The sequence below is a fragment of the Streptomyces sp. NPDC127108 genome (genome assembly GCF_042677545.1).
In the GTDB taxonomy this organism is placed as follows: domain Bacteria; phylum Actinomycetota; class Actinomycetes; order Streptomycetales; family Streptomycetaceae; genus Streptomyces.
In genome coordinates this window covers 257232-274542 of sequence record NZ_JBHXTE010000004.1, presented here as the reverse complement: position 1 = coordinate 274542, position 17311 = coordinate 257232, and the positions used below count along the sequence as shown (strand labels likewise).

Below are 17311 nucleotides of genomic sequence, written 5' to 3'. Positions count from 1 at the left end.
GCGGGAGCTGTCCAGCTCGGTGCAACGGCACGGGTGGGTGGCGGTGGGGCGCGTCGCGTCCCGCACGGTCATGGGTGGGCGGGTGCGCGCAATCACGCCGCGCCAGCGGCGGCGCACTCACGGCGGGCCAGCCGCCGACGCACCGCGAGTCACCTGCCGCACATGACCGACCCGAACCACCGTCCCAGGTGCTCCGCGCCCAACCCCGGTCACTGCACGTCCCACAGCCACGGGTGGGCGGGTGGGGGGAATTCCGCCGCGCCAGCGGCGGCACCCCCACGGCGGGACAGCCGCCGACGCACCCCAGGCCATCCGCCGCACACAACCCACCCGAACCACAGCTCCGGGGCACCACTCCCCACCCCGGTCACCCCGAGCCCCACAGCCACGGGTGGGCGGGTGGGAGCAAATCCGGCCGCGCCAGCGGGCGGGAACCCCCGCGCGGCGGGCCAGCCGCCGACGCACGCCGAGCCACCCGCCCCGGAGGGCACCCCGCACAAGGCCCAGGGGCCAGAACTAGCTGATCGTGACCGAAGGCTCGCCCGACATCACGCCGTCCTTCTCCATCTGTTCGGCGATCTTGAGGGCCTCTTCGATGAGGGTCTCGACGATCTTGGACTCGGGGACGGTCTTGATGACCTCGCCCTTGACGAAGATCTGGCCCTTGCCGTTGCCGGAGGCGACGCCGAGGTCGGCCTCGCGGGCCTCGCCGGGGCCGTTCACGACGCAGCCCATGACGGCGACGCGGAGCGGGACCTCCATGCCGTCCAGGCCCGCGGTGACCTCTTCGGCGAGCTTGTAGACGTCGACCTGGGCGCGGCCGCAGGACGGGCAGGAGACGATCTCCAGGCGGCGCTGCTTGAGGTTCAGGGACTCCAGGATCTGCATGCCGACCTTGACCTCCTCCGCGGGCGGTGCGGAGAGGGAGACGCGGATCGTGTCGCCGATGCCCTCGGAGAGGAGCGCGCCGAAGGCGACGGCCGACTTGATCGTGCCCTGGAAAGCGGGGCCCGCCTCGGTCACGCCGAGGTGCAGGGGGTAGTCGCAGGCGGCGGCGAGCTGCCGGTAGGCGTTGACCATGACCACGGGGTCGTTGTGCTTGACCGAGATCTTGATGTCCTGGAAGCCGTGCTCCTCGAAGAGGGACGCCTCCCAGAGGGCGGACTCGACGAGCGCCTCGGGGGTCGCCTTGCCATACTTCTTCAGGAGGCGTGCGTCCAGGGAACCCGCGTTGACGCCGATGCGGATCGGCGTACCCGCGTCACCCGCGGCCCGCGCGATCTCCTTGACCTTGTCGTCGAACTGCTTGATGTTGCCGGGGTTCACCCGCACCGCCGCGCACCCGGCGTCGATCGCCGCGAACACGTACTTCGGCTGGAAGTGGATGTCGGCGATCACCGGGATCTGCGACTTGCGGGCGATCGTGGCGAGCGCGTCCGCGTCGTCCTGCGTGGGGCACGCCACCCGTACGATCTGGCACCCGGACGCCGTCAGCTCGGCGATCTGCTGCAGCGTCGCCCCGATGTCCGACGTACGCGTCGTCGTCATCGACTGCACCGACACGGGCGCGTCCCCGCCGACAGCCACCGAACCGACCTGGATCTTGCGGCTGACCCGGCGGTCGGCGAGCTTGGTCGGTACGGACGGGATTCCGAGAGAAACGGCAGTCATCTGGCGTGCATCCCCAAAATGTGGATCAAGGTCCCGAGTTCGGCGGGCACCGGGCTTCGCGGCTCCGCCACACAATCGCGGCTTCGCAACTACATCGCTCATTCGCGGGTTCGAGGTTACGGCACCCCACAGGCCTCAAGCACATCCCGCCCTGATGTCCACCCATTGGCGGGCGGCCTCGCACACACTGCGGCGGCCGGACACACATGGTGCCCGACCGCCGCAAACATCGCGTGTCTAGGAAATTCTCACCGGGTTAACCACATCCGCGATGAGCACCAGAATGGTGAAGCAGATGAAGATGCCGGCGACCACGTAGGCGACGGGCATCAGCTTCGCCACGTCGAAGGGGCCGGGGTCCGGCCGCCGGAACACCTTCGCCACGTTGCGGCGCAGCGACTCCCACAGTGCACCCGCGATGTGCCCACCGTCCAGCGGCAACAGCGGCAACATGTTGAACAGGAACAGGGAGAGATTGAAGCCCGCGAGCAGGAACAGCATCATCGCGATCTGGTTCTCCGGCGGGATGTCCAGGGTGAACACCTCACCGCCGACGCGGGCCGCGCCGACGACGCCCATGGGCGAGTCCTGCTTGCGGTCGCCGTCGCCGAAGGCCGCGTCCCACAGGTCGGGGATCTTCGAGGGCAGCGCCACGATGGACTCGACGCCGTTCTCCATCATGTTGCCCATGCGGTCCACGGACTGGCCGAAGGACTGCTGGACGATGCCGGAGGCGGGCGTGAAGCCGAGGAACCCGGCGTAGACGTACTTGCCCTCGACGTAGCCGCCGTCGCCGTCGGTCTTGCTGACCTGGTTCTTGATCAGGTTGGCGTGCAGGTCGAGGCGCTTGCCGTCCCGCTCGACGGTGAGCGTCGCGGGACCGACGGTCTCGCGGATCTTCGACTGGAGGGCCGACCAGTCGCCCACGTCCTTGCCCTGGAAGGCGACGATCTTGTCGCCCGCCTTGAGGCCCGCGGCCTTGGCGGGGGCGGGCTTGTCGCCCTTCGCGCAGGTGTTGCGGTTCTGGCTGGCCTCGATGACGCAGTCGGAGACCTTGCCGACCGACGTCGTCTGCGTACTGATGCCGAAGGTCATCATCACGCCGAGGAAGATCACGACGGCCAGGATCAGGTTCATGAACGGCCCGGCGAACATCACGATCACGCGCTTCCAGGGCTTGCGCGTGTAGAACAGGCGGCTCTCGTCGCCCGGCTTGAGCTCCTCGAAGGCCGCGGAGCGGGCGTCCTCGATCATGCCGCGCCAGGGCGAGGTGGAGCGTGCCTCTATCTTCCCGTCCGGACCGGGCGGGAACATGCCGATCATGCGGATGTAGCCGCCGAGCGGGATGGCCTTGATGCCGTACTCGGTGTCGCCCTTCTTGCGCGAGAACAGCGTCGGGCCGAAGCCGACCATGTACTGGGGCACCCGGATGCCGAACATCTTCGCGGTCGACAGGTGGCCCAGCTCGTGCCAGGCGATCGAGAACAGCAGCCCGATCACGAAGACGACTATCCCGAGGATCATCATCAAGGTCGTCATGCACGGGCCTCCGCGGTGGTCTGGTTCCCCGTCGTCGCCGACGAGGTGGTCGTGGCCGTCAGTTCACGGGCCCGGGCGCGCGCCCAGGTCTCCGCTTCGAGGACGTCCGCCACGGTGAGCGAGGTTCCCGCGCTCGGTGTGCCGTGTTCGGCGACGACCTGGGTCACGGTCTCCATGATGCCGTTGAAGGGCAGCGCGCCCGCCAGGAAGGCGTCCACGCACTCCTCGTTGGCGGCATTGAACACCGCCGGGGCCGTGCCCGCGAGCTCCCCGACGTGCCGGGCGAGCCCGACCGAGGGGAACGCCTCGGTGTCGAGCGGGAAGAACTCCCAGGTCGAGGCCCGCGACCAGTCGAACGCGGGGGCCGCGTCCGGGACCCGCTCGGGCCAGCCGAGCCCGATGGCGATGGGGCCGCGCATGTCGGGCGGGGTGGCCTGGGCGATGGTGGAGCCGTCGGCGTACTCGACCATGGAGTGCACGTACGACTGGGGGTGCACGACGACCTCGATGCGGTCGAAGGGGATGTCGTACAGGAGGTGGGCCTCGATGACCTCCAGGCCCTTGTTGACCAGCGTCGCGGAGTTCACCGTGATGACCGGCCCCATGGCCCAGGTGGGGTGCGCGAGTGCCTCCTCGGGGGTGACGTGCGCCAGATCGGCCTTGGTCCGGCCCCGGAAGGGACCGCCGGACGCGGTCACGACGAGCTTGCGGACGTCGGCACGGGTGCCCGCGGCGAGCGCCTGGAACAGCGCGGCATGCTCGGAGTCGACCGGGATGATCTGGCCGGGCTTGGCGAGCGCCTTGACCAGCGGGCCGCCGACAATCAGCGACTCCTTGTTGGCGAGCGCGAGCGTGTGGCCCGCCTCCAGGGCGGCGAGGGTGGGCGCGAGGCCGATGGAGCCGGTGATGCCGTTGAGCACCGTGTGGCAGTGGGACGCGTCGGTGGCGGCGAGCTGCGTCGCCGCGTCCGGGCCCGCGACGATCTCGGGCAGCGGCTCCCCGGCTCCGTACTGCTCGCGCAGTGCCTCGCGCAGCGCCGGTACGACGTCCTCGCGGGCGACCGCGACGGTCCGCACCCGCAGCTGCCTCGCCTGCTCGGCGAGGAGGCCTACGCGGCCGCCCGCGGCGGAGAGGGCCGTGACGCGGAAGCGGCCGGGGTTGCGCAGCACCAGGTCGATGGCCTGGGTGCCGATCGAACCCGTGGAGCCGAGGACGACGACGTCCCTCGGGCCGTCGGTCCCGACGGGGTCGAAGACGAGGTGCGGGTCGGCGAGGGGGGCAGGGCTTTCGCTCATGCCCCCCATTGTGGCCGTACCCGGCCCCGGATCCGACAGCGCCTCTCGGCTCGCGGCGGCGGGGGTTCCTCGCGGGGCGCCCCAGTCCCGCCCCTTCTCCGAAACCGGGGCTCCGCCCCTGGACCCCGGGGGTGGGGGTCCAGGGCGGGTGGGACAGACCCCCGCCGAATCGGCGCTTCGCGCCTCGTCCTCAAACGCCGGACGGGCTGAGATCTGCCGGGGCGGGCTGGGTATGTGCCGGTAGTTTTCAGCCCCTCCGGCGTTTGAGGAGCGGGGTCTGGGGCGGAGCCCCAGTTTCGGTGAAGGGGCGGGTCTGGGGCGCCCCGCGAAGGACCGCCCGGTGCGTCAGCGGATAGGACGGTGGACGTTCTCCCGCGTGGTCGCGCCCGGCGTCGCGTCCGCGATCCAGGGCCCGTCCCCGCTGGGGTCGATGACACCCTGCTCCAGCCAGGTGTACGTACCCGAGAGGACACCCTTGACGACCCTGTGGTCCAGGTCGTCGGTGTTGGTCCACAGACGGCCGAAGAGCTCGTCGACGCGGATGCGGGCCTGGCGGCAGAAGGTGTCGGCGAGCTGGTAGGCCTCACGGCCGTGATCCTGCGAGGTGCGCAGGAGCTCGGCGCGTACGCAGGCCGCGCTCATCGCGAACAGCTCCGCGCCGATGTCGACGATCCGCCCGAGGAAGCCCTGCTTGGTCTCCATCCGCCCCTGCCACCGGGACATGGCGTAGAAGGTGGAGCGGGCCAGCTTGCGGGCCGAGCGCTCGACGTAGCGCAGATGGGTCCCGAGGTCGGCGTGCCCCGGCGGATGGAAGTCGGCGTACGTGCGCGGGAGCTGACCGGGTCCGGCGACGAGCTTGGGCAGCCAGCGGGCGTAGAAGGCGCCCGCGGCGGCGCCCGCGCGGGCCTTGTCGGAGAGGGTCTTCTCCGGGTCGATCAGGTCCCCGGCGACCTTCAGGTGGGCGTCGACGGCCTCGCGGGCGATCAGCAGGTGCATGATCTCCGTGGAGCCCTCGAAGATCCGGTTGATGCGCAGGTCGCGCAGGATCTGCTCGGCGGGCACGGCCCGTTCGCCGCGCGCGGCGAGGGACTCGGCGGTCTCGAAGCCGCGGCCGCCGCGGATCTGGACCAGCTCGTCGGCCATCAGACAGGCCATCTCGGAGCCGTACAGCTTGGCGAGGGCGGCCTCGATGCGGATGTCGTTGCGGTCCTCGTCGGCCATCTGCGAGGACAGGTCGAGGACGGCCTCCAGGGCGAAGGTGGTCGCGGCGATGAAGGAGATCTTCGAGCCGACGGCCTCGTGGTACGCGACGGGCTTGCCCCACTGCTCGCGCGCGGCCGACCACTCGCGGGCGATCTTCAGGCACCACTTGCCCGCGCCGACGCACATCGCGGGCAGCGAGAGGCGGCCGGTGTTGAGGGTGGTGAGGGCGATCTTCAGGCCCGCGCCCTCGGGGCCGATGCGGTTGGCGGCGGGGACGCGCACCTGGTGGAAGCGGGTGACGCCGTTCTCCAGGCCGCGCAGCCCCATGAACGCGTTGCGGTTCTCGACGGTGACGCCCGGGGACGCGGCCTCGACGACGAAGGCCGTGATCCCGCCCTTGTGCCCCTCGGACCTGGGCACCCGTGCCATCACGACGAGGAGATCGGCGACCACGCCGTTGGTGGTCCACAGCTTCACGCCGTCCAGGACGTAAGTGTCCCCGTCGGGAACGGCGGACGTGGCGAGGCGGGCCGGGTCGGAGCCCACGTCCGGCTCGGTGAGCAGGAACGCGGAGATGTCCGTGCGGGCGCAGCGCGGCAGGAACGCGTCCCGCTGCTCCTGGGTGCCGAACAGCTTCAGGGGCTGCGGTACGCCGATCGACTGATGGGCGGAGAGCAGCGCGCCGATCGCGGGGTTGGCGGAGCCGACGAGCGCGAGCGCCTTGTTGTAGTACACCTGCGTGAGGCCGAGCCCGCCGTACTTGGTGTCGATCTTCATGCCGAGCGCGCCGAGCTCCTTGAGGCCGTTGACCACCTCGTCCGGGATCTGCGCCTCGCGCTCGATGCGGGCCGGGTCGATCTTCGTCTCGCAGAAGTCGCGCAGTTTGGCCAGGAACTCCTCACCGCGCTTGACCGCCTCGTCGGTGGGCAGCGGGTGCGGGTGGATCAGGTCGAGCCGGAAGCGCCCCAGGAACAGCTCCTTGGCGAAGCTGGGCTTGCGCCAGTCCTGCTCGCGGGCGGCCTCGGCGACCTGCCTGGCCTCACGTTCGGAAACCTTGGGCTCTGTGGAGTGTGGTGCGGACAAGAGGCTCACCTCGCCGCGAGTCGGGGGTCGGGACCGATCAGCCGATCTTGGACCGGACAGAACCGGATCATGGTTACTCACCGGTGCTACTCGATCGTTGGTACCCGATTCCGGGCATTCTCACCAGCCCTCGCGCAGCGAACGCGCAAGAACGGCCGGAGCCCCCGCACAGCGGGCTCCGGCCGTTCTCCGGGTGGGACGGGTGGAACGGGTGGCTACAGCTCGATCCCCGTCAGGACCATCACGCGCTCGTACGTGTAGTCGTCCATGGCGAAGCGGACGCCCTCGCGGCCGACACCGGACTGCTTCACGCCGCCGTAGGGCATCTGGTCGGCGCGGTAGGAGGGCGCGTCGCCGATGACGACGCCGCCGACCTCCAGGGCGCGGTGGGCGCGGAAGGCGGCCTGCAGGTCGTGGGTGAACACGCCCGCCTGGAGGCCGTACTTGGAGTCGTTGACGGCGTCGTACGCGGCCTGCTCGCCGTCGACCTTGGTCACCGTCATGACGGGGCCGAAGACCTCCTCGCAGGCGATCGTGACGTCGGCCGGTACGTCGGCGAGGACGGTCGGCGCGTATGTGGCGCCGTCGCGCTTGCCGCCTGTCAGGAGCTGGGCGCCGGCCCCCACGGCCTCGTCGACCCAGGACTCCACGCGCTTGGCCGCGTCCTCGTTGACGAGCGGGCCCACGTCGGTCTTCGGGTCGGACGGGTCGCCGGTGACCTGGCCCTCGACCGCCTCGACGATCTTCGGAAGGAGCCGGTCGTACACCGAAGCGTCCGCGATCACCCGCTGCACGGAGATGCAGGACTGGCCGCCCTGGTAGTTGGAGAAGGTCGCGACGCGCGCGGCCACCCAGTCGAGGTCGGCCTCGGTGGAGAAGTCGCCGAGGACGACCGCGGCGCCGTTGCCGCCGAGCTCCAGGGTGCAGTGCTTGCGCGGCACCGAGTCCATGATCGCGTAACCGACCTTCTCGGAGCCGGTGAAGGAGACGACCGGAAGCCGCTCGTCCTGGACGAGCGCGGGCATCTTGTCGTTCGCGACCGGAAGCACCGACCACGAGCCCGCGGGCAGGTCGGTCTCGGCGAGCAGCTCGCCGATCAGCAGGCCCGAAAGCGGGGTCGCCGGGGCGGGCTTCAGGATGATCGGCGTGCCGACGGCGATCGCCGGGGCGACCTTGTGGGCGCAGAGGTTCAGCGGGAAGTTGAACGGCGCGATGCCGAGGACGACGCCCTTGGAGAAGCGGCGGGTGAAGGCGAGGCGGCCCTGGCCGCCGGCGTCGGTGTCCAGGCGCTGGGCCTCGCCGCCGTTGAACCGGCGGGCCTCCTCCGCGGCGAAGCGGAACACGGAGACGGCGCGGCCCACCTCGCCGCGCGCCCACTTGATCGGCTTGCCGTTCTCGGCGGAGATCAGCTGCGCGATCTCCTCGGTGCGCTCGACGAGGCGGCGGCTCACGTGGTCGAGGGCGGCGGCGCGGACGTGCGCCGGGGTCGCGGCGAACTCGTCGCGCACGGCGTGGGCGGCCGCGACGGCCTCCTCCACCTGTGCGTCGGTGGGCACGGCCGCCTTGCCGACGAGGCGCCCGTCCCAGGGCGAGGTGACGTCGAGCGTGGTCTCACCGGTGGTCTGGCGACCGGCGAGCCAGAAGGCGTGGATGGAAGTCATGAGAATCCCGGCCCTTCCGCGGAGGTTCGTTCGTCTTCGGGGGTACGGGTCCCACCGTAGGGGCGCGGCTTTCTCGCGGGGCTTGTCCGACTCGGCGTAGTGGGGAGGCCTGGCGCGCCGGAATGTCAGGGCGGCCTTGACAGGGGCACCCCCGATCGCGCTCCGCGCTCGTCCTCAATCGCCGGACGGGCTCTTTCCCACCCACCCGCCCAAACCTGCACTCTGCTGAGCAACAGCCCGGCACCATCAGCCCCGCGGTACCTCTCCCAGCCTTCCGGTACCTCTCCGGCCCGCCCCGGGGATATTTCAGCCCGTCCGGCGATTGAGGACGAGGCGCGGAGCGCCGATCGAGGGCGCCCCCGGCCCAGGGCAACGGGGCACCCACCCCTGGGGTCCAGGGGCGGAGCCCTGGGATCGGAGAAGGGGCGGGACTGGGGCGCCCCGCGAGGGAACCGCCTTACTCCCCCGCCGCCGAAGTCGCCTTCAGCGACAGCCACAGCTCCATCCGGACGTCCGGGTCGTCCAGGGAGCGTCCGAGGATCTCCTCGACCCGCCGCATGCGGTAGCGCAGCGTGTGCCGATGCACCCCGAGGTCGGCGGCAGCGGCATCCCACTGCCCGTGCCGCGACAACCACGCCCGCAGCGAGGCGACAAGATCCCCCCGCCCGGTGGCATCGTGCTCGCGCAGCGCCCGCAGCAACCCGTCCGCGAACGCCCGCACCGCGTCGTCCGCGAGCAACGGCAGGACCGACCCCGCGGCCAGCTCCTCGTGCTCCACGAGGGACCGCCCGCGCCGCCGGGCGACGGACAGCGCCTGCTCGGCCTGCTTGTAGGCGGGCGCGGCGGCGATGGGCCCGGCGGGCGCCGAGAGCCCCATGAGCGGCCCGGGCTCCTCGGCCGGCTCCCGCCCCTCGGCCCGACGGGCGTCGAGGAGCGCGGCGTACTCGACGGTGGCGAGGTGCGCGGCTCCGCCGTCGGCGACAAGGAGGACGAGCCGCTCCCCGTAGGGCACGACGAGCAGCGCCTCCCCGAACCGCGCCGCCGCCGACTCGACGGCGTCGACCAGCTCCGCCGACCAGGCCCCCTCGGCCGCCCCGGCCGCCTCGCCCGCCGCCTCCGCGGGCCCGGCCGACTCGGCGACGACCAGCCGGAACGGCGCGTCGAGCAGCCCGCCGTACAGATCGCCGGCAACCGCGCGGGCGTGGTCCGGCTCCCCGGCGAGCAGCATCCGCAGCACGGCGGAGCCGATCCTGGCCTCCGCGTCCTGGAGGGATCGGGACCGTTCGGTGGTGAGGGTGAGGAGGGCGATGGCGGAGTGCACCGCGTACCGCTCGGCGGTGCCGAGGGTGGAGGCCGTGCCGACGGCGAGCGCCGCCCGGGGCCGCCGCCCGGTGCCGAGGGTGTGCAGCTCGACCCGGTCGTCGGCCCCGGCCACGACGAGGCTGGCGGGCGCGGGCCGCTCCCGCAGCCGCTCGACGTCGGGGGTGAGCCGGGCGGCGCGGCGTGCGGCCCACTCGGGCGCGGTGGCGACGACGGCGCCCGAGGCGTCGTACAGCGCGGCCCAGCCGTCGACCTGACCGGCGAGCGCGCCGAGCAGCCCCTGCGCGCCGTCGCCGAGTGCCTGCTTGGTCAGCTCGCGCTGGGCGGCGAAGCCCGCGGTGACGGCGCGGTACTGGTCGGCGGCGATGGCGGCCGACACGGCCTTGCTGATGGCGAGGAAGGGGGTGCGGCGCGGCACCTCGATGAGCGGCAGCTCCTCCGCGCGGGCGGCCTCGACCAGCGCGTCGGGGATGTCGGGGTAGTTCACGCCGACCGCGAAGCCGAGGCCGACGACGCCCGCGCCGACGAGCCGCTTCACGTAGCGCCGCATGGTGTCCGGGTCCTCCGCGTCCAGCTTCAGCGCGGTGATCAGGAGCAGCTCGCCGCCCTCCATGTACGGCACGGGGTCGGCGAGCTCGCTGACGTGGGCCCAGCGCACGGGGGTGTCCAGGCGGTCCTCACCCGCGCGCACGGTGAGCTTGAGCGCGGAGTGGTGGACGAGCGAGGCGAGCGTGGGCGGCATGGGACCTTCAGGGCGTACGGCGGCGGAGTCCGGTCGGCGGGACCGCGGACGGGGGCGGCGCGGAGGCGGACGCGGGTGCTGCGGGCGGGTGCGGAGGCTGGTCCTGCGGGCGGGTGCGGGTGTTGTGCGGGCGGGTGCCGGTGAGCCGTACGCCGGGCCGGGCCGACGCGAGCTCATTAGTTGATCTTTTGGCCGTCGCGTATGACGACTGCTGTCGATTCTGCCTTACCGTATGGTCGCCCCGGGCGGCTTGCGGGGTATAGCTGGCGCCCTTTGCCGCACGCCCTGGGCGCGCAAGCACTTTCGCGCGCCCCCACCTCGCGCCCTGATCGCGCCGGGGTGGGCGGGGGCCGCGGGTCCGCTGGAGCGAGCTGTCGAGTCCACGGGGAACGGGGGCGGCGGGGGCGCACCGGATTCAACCCCACAGGCCGTCCGACCCATCCGGCCTGCCCGACCCGCCCGCGATCCCAGCTCCCAGCGGACGCGGAACACTCACCCCCGCAGATCCACCAACAACGGCGGCGCGTGCTCCCCCCGCACATCCGTCAGCGAAAGCACCGCGTGGCCCGGGGGCACCGCGTGGGCCAGTTCCGAGGCCGACCAGCGTTCGCGTTCGACCTGGCGGACGGTGACCGCGCGGGCGGTGGGTGCCTGGCCGGTGATGACGCGGCGCAGGACGTGGACGGCCTTCCCGGCGGGGGTCTCGGCGATGATCTGGCGGTCGGTGACGTCGCGCGCCTCCGTCCACTCCTTGCCCCAGACCTCCGCGAAGTCCTGCCCGTCCCAGGGGGTGAGCCCGGAGAGGGCCATGCGGCAGCCGACGGCACCGAGCAGGGGCGTGCGCAGCGGCCGAGGGGCGTCGTCCAGCGTACGGAGCGTCATGACGACCCCCGCGTTCGCGGACCGCAGCCGCTGGATGCGGCGCACCGCCTCCGGCGTCACCGTGCCGGTGGCGTCGTCGAGGACCAGGCAGGCGAAGAGGGAGCGGTCGTCGCGTACGGCGGCGGACGCGGTGAACTGCGCGAGCACGAGCCGCGCCAGGATCCGCGAGGCGTCCGCGTGCCCGCGCTCGGGCAGGTCGATGCGGACCCGCACCGGGTGGTCGAGGGCGCGCAGCGAGAAGGGCGTGGTCTGGCCCGAGGTGTCGAAGAACGCGGCGAACGCGGGCCGGTCGAGCAGCGCGATGCGGTCGGCGAGGATCGCGCCGGGGTCGCCGGGGTGCCCCAGCTGCCGCTCGCGGGCGTCGAGTTCGCGCAACATGACCTCCTGCCCGGCGTCCTGGAGTGCCTTGCGGAGGGCGTCGAGGGGGCCGGGCACGCCGTCGAGCAGGGCCCGCAGCTCCGGTACGGCGGGGAACCGGCCGTGGACCGCGTGGAACGGGCCGAGGAGCTGGGCGAGGACGGTGGTGGAGCGGCGGCTGTCGGCCCCGGGGTGCGGGTCGACGAGGTCGCCGACCAGCGCCTCGGCGAGCACGGCGGCGGCCTCGTCGGGGTCGGTCGTACCGCCGTAGAGGTCGAGGTCGTACACGGAGTCCGGGTGGCCGATCCGCACCACCACGTCGTAGTCGTCGCCGGGTCCGAGCCCCGCGCCCGCCGCGCCCACGACGACGACCGCGGCGCGTCCGGCGAGTGCCTGCAGGCACAGCGCCTCGGCGAGCGGCCACACGACGGTGCCGGTCTTGCCGGACCCGGCGGGCCCGACGGCGAGCAGGGAGGTGCCGATCAGGTCGGGGCCGAGCGCGAGGCCGGTGCCCCGGTAGGCGTACGGGTTGCGGGGGTCGTCCACCGTCGTGCCGATGCGCACCTGCGCGGTGGCGAGGTCGTGGCGGGCGGCCCGTGCGGGCAGGTCGCGGTCGCCGGAGGGGTGCGGGCAGGCGGCGGCACCGTCGCGGACGACGGCGTCGGTGAAGGTCGCGAGCGGGCTGTTGCCGGACCGCACGGAGCGCCAGGCGCGGGCGATCCGGGCGACGTCGATGTCCCGCATGCGACCCGCGCGGGCCTCGGCGGCGAGCCGGTCGGCGGCGGCCCCCGCCCCGCCCGCGCGGAGCTTCGGCCACTCGGCGGGGTCCTCCCCGGGCGGGGGCGGCGGGGCGGCGGGCGCGGGGCGCTTGAGGCGGGGGGCGACGAAGCGGCGCCAGACCTCGGCCCAGCGGCCGACCCGGCCGACGGCGATCATGATGCCGAGGGCGATGACGGTGTAGTACGAGTTCCAGACGATGGCGTTGCCGACGCTGTCGCCGGTGTAGATCCAGGCGTCGGGCAGGAACAGCTCAAGGGGGACGACCCACCAGCCGCCCAGGTAGCCGTTCCAGAGCAGCGACCAGACGAGCCAGCCCACCAGAAACGCGATCACCGCGCCGCTGAGGAGCTGCCGGGTCGGGACGACCTCCGGCTCCTGCTCGGGCCGCGGCCGGTGCCCGAACCGCCAGACTCCGGGGACGGTCGCGGGTCGGGGCGTGCGCAGCCAGGCGAGGAACTCCTCGCCCTCGGTGAGGGCCGGCGCGCCCGGTGCGCGGGTGGGCCGGGGCGGAAGGGCGTGCGTGCCGCCGCCGCTCCCGGTGGGCGCGGCAGTGCGCCCGGCGTGCCCGGCACCACTGGTCCCGGAACGCGCGGCGTGCGCGTCATGCGCCCCGCCGCTCCCGCCACCGCTCCCGGCGTGCGCGCCCCCCTTCCCGGCGCGCCCACCGCCCTTCCCCGCACGCGGCGCCACGCCGTTCCCGGCGCGTCCGGGGTCGCCCGTGGCGCGCCCGGCCTCGCTGATGGCGCGCTCGACGTCGCTCCCGGCACCTTGCGGCGACACGGGTCGCGGCGCCGGACGCGGCACCGGCGTGGCGTGCGTACCGCGAGCGTCGTGCGTGCCGTCGGAAGTCATGGCCCTTGCCCCCTGACCTGCCCTGTCCAGTGGTTCACGGTGGTTCGCGGCTCAATCTAGTGCCCGCGCCCCGCAGTTAGGCGGCGTGCGCGCCGAACGCGCCACCGGGTCCATGTGTCCGTGAGGGACCCGCAGGGGACATATCCGGTGCCGCCGGCCGCGACACGCCCCTGTTCACCGGTATGTCCACTGCGGACAACCGCCACGCCCAACATCTCCCCCGTGGAGCATGCCCGACCCCCTTGCCCGCCCCTAACCTGCGGAGAAAAGCCAGAAGCGTCCGAAAGACGAGCGTCGGAGAAGGCGCGCGTCGCACGCGTCCGCACGACCCACCCCCAGGAGCCCTCATGACCGACCTTCCCCAGGAGCGCCGCGTCGTCACCGCCATCCCCGGGCCGAAGTCCCAGGAGCTGCAGGCCCGCCGTACCGCCGCGGTCGCGGGCGGCGTGGGCTCCGTGCTGCCCGTCTTCGCGGCGCGCGCCGGCGGCGGCATCATCGAGGACGTCGACGGCAACCGGCTGATCGACTTCGGTTCCGGCATCGCCGTGACGAGCGTCGGCGCCTCCGCCGAGGCCGTCGTACGCCGCGCCTCCGCCCAGCTGCAGGACTTCACCCACACCTGTTTCATGGTCACGCCGTACGAGAGCTACGTGGCCGTGGCCGAGGCCCTGGCCGAGCTGACGCCGGGTGACCACGCCAAGAAGTCCGCCCTGTTCAACTCGGGCGCCGAGGCCGTCGAGAACGCCGTCAAGATCGCCCGCGCGTACACCAAGCGCCAGGCCGTCGTCGTCTTCGACCACGGCTACCACGGCCGTACCAACCTCACGATGGCGCTGACGGCGAAGAACATGCCGTACAAGAACGGCTTCGGCCCGTTCGCGCCCGAGGTCTACCGCGTCCCGGTGGCCTACGGCTACCGCTGGCCGACCGGGCCTGAGAACGCGGGTCCCGAGGCCGCCGCCCAGGCCATCGACCAGATCTCCAAGCAGGTCGGCGCGGAGAACGTCGCCGCGATCATCATCGAGCCGGTGCTCGGCGAGGGCGGCTTCATCGAGCCGGCGGCCGGCTTCCTGCCCGCGATCAGCAAGTTCGCCACCGACAACGGCATCGTGTTCGTGGCGGACGAGATCCAGTCGGGCTTCTGCCGCACCGGCCAGTGGTTCGCCTGCGAGCACGAGGGCGTCGTCCCGGACCTGATCACGACGGCCAAGGGCATCGCGGGCGGCCTGCCGCTCGCCGCCGTCACCGGCCGCGCCGAGATCATGGACGCCGCGCACGCGGGCGGCCTCGGCGGCACCTACGGCGGCAACCCGGTGGCCTGCGCCGCCGCGCTCGGCGCCATCGAGACGATGAAGGAGCTCGACCTCAACGCCAAGGCGAAGAAGATCGAGTCCACCATGAAGGCCCGGCTGACCGCGATCGCGGAGAAGTACGACGTCGTCGGCGACATCCGCGGCCGCGGCGCCATGATCGCGATCGAGCTGGTCAAGGACCGCGCGACCAAGGAGCCGAACCCCGAGGCGGCCGGCGCGCTCGCCAAGGCCTGCCACGCCCAGGGCCTGCTGGTCCTGACCTGCGGCACCTACGGCAACGTGCTGCGCTTCCTGCCGCCGCTGGTGATCGGCGACGAGCTCCTGTCCGAGGGCATGGACATCATCGAGGCGGCGTTCGCCGAGATCTGATCCGTTTCGGCCGGGTACGTCGGTGACGTACCCGGCCCCGGATCCGGCTCCGGACGGCGCGGAACCACCCCTGACATGTGCCGACCTCACACCGTGTGGGAGCTGTGGCCAGGAGTGACGGTCAGGGCCTGTGAAGAACGTGTGGGAGCCCCATGTCGGGATACCGTTCCGCCTGTTGGCCCTCTTCCTCCTGACGTACGGTTTCCGCAGATGAGAGAAACACCCCGCCCACGGGAAACCGCGGGCGACACCGGGTCGGAGCCTCCCCAGCCCCGCCCTGGGCGTGCCTTCGCGCGCACACCTGGAGCCTATGGCTCCGGAACTCCTCACCGATCGGATGGCCGCCCGCCCCAAACCCCCCGGGGCGTGCGGCAGCCCGGTCAGCTCGGCCGCCTCGGAACTACCCCCCCTGTTCCGGGGCGGCCGACCACTTGTCTCCTCCTCGGCCTCGCACTCGGCCTCCTCTTCGCGCTGTTCACCTGGCAGGTGGCCGCTGACGGCCCGCTGCGCCGCCTCGACGAGCGCGTCGGCCGCGCCCTCGCCGACGGACCGCCGCCCCAAGGGCTCGCCGAACTCCTCGCGGATCTGGGCAACATGACGGTCGCCGTGCCGGTCCTCGCCCTCGTCGCCGCGTACACCGCCTGGCGGACCCACCGAACCGGCGCCGTCCTCTGGTGGTCACCGCCCCTCACCGCCGTCCTCACGATGATGGCGGTCCCCCTCCTCGTGGTCCCCCTGAAACTGGCCGTCAACCGCACCGGCCCTCCCGGCATGGAAGGCAGCGGCTACTACCCCTCGGGCCACACCGCCACAGCCGCCGTCGCCTACGGCGCCGCCACCCTCCTCCTGCTCCCCCACCTCACCCACCCCCGCACCCGCCGCACCCTCCTCCTCACCTGCACCCTCCTGAACCTCGGCGTCGGCTACGGCCTGGTCCACAGGGGCTACCACTGGCCGATCGACGTCCTCGCCAGCTGGTGCCTGAGCGGAATCCTGCTCCTTGTGATGGTGACGAGCACGGCACGGTACGGTCGGGGGTCGGCCGCGGACTGATGCCCTCCGGCGCAGCCGACGCGACCGGCCCAGCCGGACCTCACCCGAAGTAGCTGTCGAAGTTCTTCGAGAACTCCCAGTTGTTGAAGCGGTCCCAGTTGATGGACCAGGTCATCAGGCCGCGCAGGGCGGGCCACTTGCCGTGAGGGCGGTAGGAGCCGCAGTTGGTGTTCTTGGTCAGGCAGTCCAGGGCCTTGTTGACCTCGGTGGTGGAGACGTGGCCGTTGCCCGCGTTGACCGAGGCGGGCATGCCTATGGCTATCTTCTCGGGGGGCAGTGGCGGGAAGACGTTGGCGGTGTTGCCCTTGACCGGGAAGCCGGTGAGGAGCATGTCGGTCATGGCGATGTGGAAGTCCGCGCCGCCCATCTGGTGGTACTGGTTGTCGAGGCCCATGATCGGGCCCGAGTTGTAGTCCTGGACGTGCAGCAGGGTGAGGTCGTCGCGCAGGGCGTGGATGACCGGGAGGTAGGCGCCCGCGCGCGGGTCGGCGCCCCACTGGCCGGGGCCGTAGTGCTGGTAGCCCAGCTGCACGAAGAATGTCTCCGGGGCCATGGTGAGGGTGAAGCCGGGGCCGTACTTCGCCTTCAGGGTCTTCACCGCCGAGATCAGGTTCACGATCACCGGGGTCGTGGGGTTCTTGAAGTCCGTGTCGTTGGCGTTGAGCGAGAGCGAGTGGCCCTCGAAGTCGATGTCCAGGCCGTCGAGGCCGTACTCGTCGATGATCGCGGAGACGGACGAGACGAACTTGTCCCTGGCCTGGGTGGTGGTCAGCTGCACCTGGCCGTTCTGGCCGCCGATGGAGATCTGGACCTTCTTGCCCTGGGCCTGCTTGGCCTTGATGGCCGCCTTGAACTCGTCCTTCGTCTCGACGTTCGGGCACTCCGTCTTCGGGCAGAGGCCGAAGCGGATGTCGCCGGACGTGGCGGACGTGGGCTCGCCGAAGGCCAGGTCGATGATGTCCCAGCTGGCGGGGGTGTCCGCGAGGCGCGTGTAGCCCGAGCCGTTGGCGAAGCTGGTGTGCAGATAGCCGACGAGGGCGTGGGCGGGGAGGGCCCTGGTGCCGGTGGGCGAGGCCTTGGCTTCTGCGCGCGCCGACTTCGTCGGGGGCGTCGTATCCGCCGGGGACGCCGAGTCCGCCGTGCTCGGTGCGGCGAGCAGGCCTGACGCCGCGAGCGCGAGTGCGGCGGCCG

Annotated in this window: 9 protein-coding genes and 1 pseudogene; 2 read left to right on the top strand and 8 right to left on the bottom strand. The window is 72.3% G+C overall.

Going from position 1 to position 17311, the window contains the following annotated elements:
• Window positions 1-516: 516 nt before the first annotated feature.
• The 7 genes from ispG to ACFVHO_RS05790 all read right to left on the bottom strand — a co-directional run bounded on the left by ispG (window position 517) and on the right by ACFVHO_RS05790 (window position 13385).
• Complete coding sequence (gene ispG / locus ACFVHO_RS05820) at window positions 517-1671, bottom strand: flavodoxin-dependent (E)-4-hydroxy-3-methylbut-2-enyl-diphosphate synthase (protein ID WP_385710581.1); 1155 nt, start codon at window positions 1669-1671, stop codon at window positions 517-519.
• A 237-nt stretch (window positions 1672-1908) separates the two neighbouring features.
• Complete coding sequence (locus ACFVHO_RS05815; protein WP_385710579.1) at window positions 1909-3210, bottom strand: M50 family metallopeptidase; 1302 nt, start codon at window positions 3208-3210, stop codon at window positions 1909-1911.
• Complete coding sequence (gene dxr, locus ACFVHO_RS05810) at window positions 3207-4505, bottom strand: 1-deoxy-D-xylulose-5-phosphate reductoisomerase (protein ID WP_385710577.1); 1299 nt, start codon at window positions 4503-4505, stop codon at window positions 3207-3209. Before dxr ends, ACFVHO_RS05815 begins: the two co-directional genes overlap by 4 nt.
• A gap of 345 nt (window positions 4506-4850) precedes the next feature.
• Complete coding sequence (locus ACFVHO_RS05805; protein ID WP_385710575.1) at window positions 4851-6800, bottom strand: acyl-CoA dehydrogenase family protein; 1950 nt, start codon at window positions 6798-6800, stop codon at window positions 4851-4853.
• A 206-nt stretch (window positions 6801-7006) separates the two neighbouring features.
• On the bottom strand, window positions 7007-8452 hold the full coding sequence (locus ACFVHO_RS05800; RefSeq protein WP_385710573.1) for an aldehyde dehydrogenase family protein: 1446 nt from the start codon (window positions 8450-8452) through the stop codon (window positions 7007-7009).
• Between the two features lie 457 nt (window positions 8453-8909).
• Window positions 8910-10514 (bottom strand): PucR family transcriptional regulator, encoded by a 1605-nt coding sequence (locus ACFVHO_RS05795; protein ID WP_385710571.1) that lies wholly within the window; start codon window positions 10512-10514, stop codon window positions 8910-8912.
• A 492-nt stretch (window positions 10515-11006) separates the two neighbouring features.
• Window positions 11007-13385, bottom strand: coding sequence for an ATP-binding protein (locus ACFVHO_RS05790; protein WP_385710569.1), 2379 nt, complete (start codon window positions 13383-13385; stop codon window positions 11007-11009).
• A gap of 347 nt (window positions 13386-13732) precedes the next feature.
• Between ACFVHO_RS05790 and gabT the strand changes: the two genes are divergently transcribed.
• Window positions 13733-15067, top strand: a complete 1335-nt coding sequence (gene gabT / locus ACFVHO_RS05785; RefSeq protein ID WP_385710567.1) for a 4-aminobutyrate--2-oxoglutarate transaminase — start codon at window positions 13733-13735, stop codon at window positions 15065-15067.
• A 486-nt stretch (window positions 15068-15553) separates the two neighbouring features.
• Complete coding sequence (locus tag ACFVHO_RS05780; protein WP_385710565.1) at window positions 15554-16120, top strand: phosphatase PAP2 family protein; 567 nt, start codon at window positions 15554-15556, stop codon at window positions 16118-16120.
• Between the two features lie 40 nt (window positions 16121-16160).
• On the opposite strand, the pseudogene ACFVHO_RS05775 reads toward ACFVHO_RS05780, so the two are convergent.
• Window positions 16161-17177, bottom strand: a pseudogene (locus ACFVHO_RS05775) (chitinase); the annotation flags it as partial.
• Window positions 17178-17311 lie beyond the last annotated feature (134 nt).